Genomic DNA, 272 nt, shown 5'->3' on the forward strand with positions numbered 1-272 from the left:
TTCTGGGTCATCAATGCCAAGAGCACAGGTACGGGCCGGATGAGCAGCGCATCCAGATCGCCGGATACGAGATATTTCTCCAGATGATGCACATCGGATGCCAGCGTTCGGTAGATCGCTTTGGAAATCATAATGACGCCATATAAGTAGCACACCTCATACAGCGACCATCCCTTAATATCGCCGAACCGCATCATCACCAGAGCCACCATGAGAAACTCCGAAATCTGAATGCACGCGGCCATCACCGTTGTAAAGAGGAAATTAAACTT

Annotated in this window: 1 protein-coding gene; it reads right to left on the bottom strand. The window is 49.6% G+C overall.

All coding sequences use genetic code 11. The features are described from left to right. A partial coding sequence (locus KVT27_RS24635; RefSeq protein WP_217582176.1) for an ABC-2 family transporter protein occupies positions 1-272 on the bottom strand: 272 nt, incomplete at both ends.

It is taken from the genome of Lysinibacillus sp. GbtcB16 (assembly GCF_019091145.1).
Lineage (GTDB): Bacteria > Bacillota > Bacilli > Bacillales_A > Planococcaceae > Lysinibacillus > Lysinibacillus fusiformis.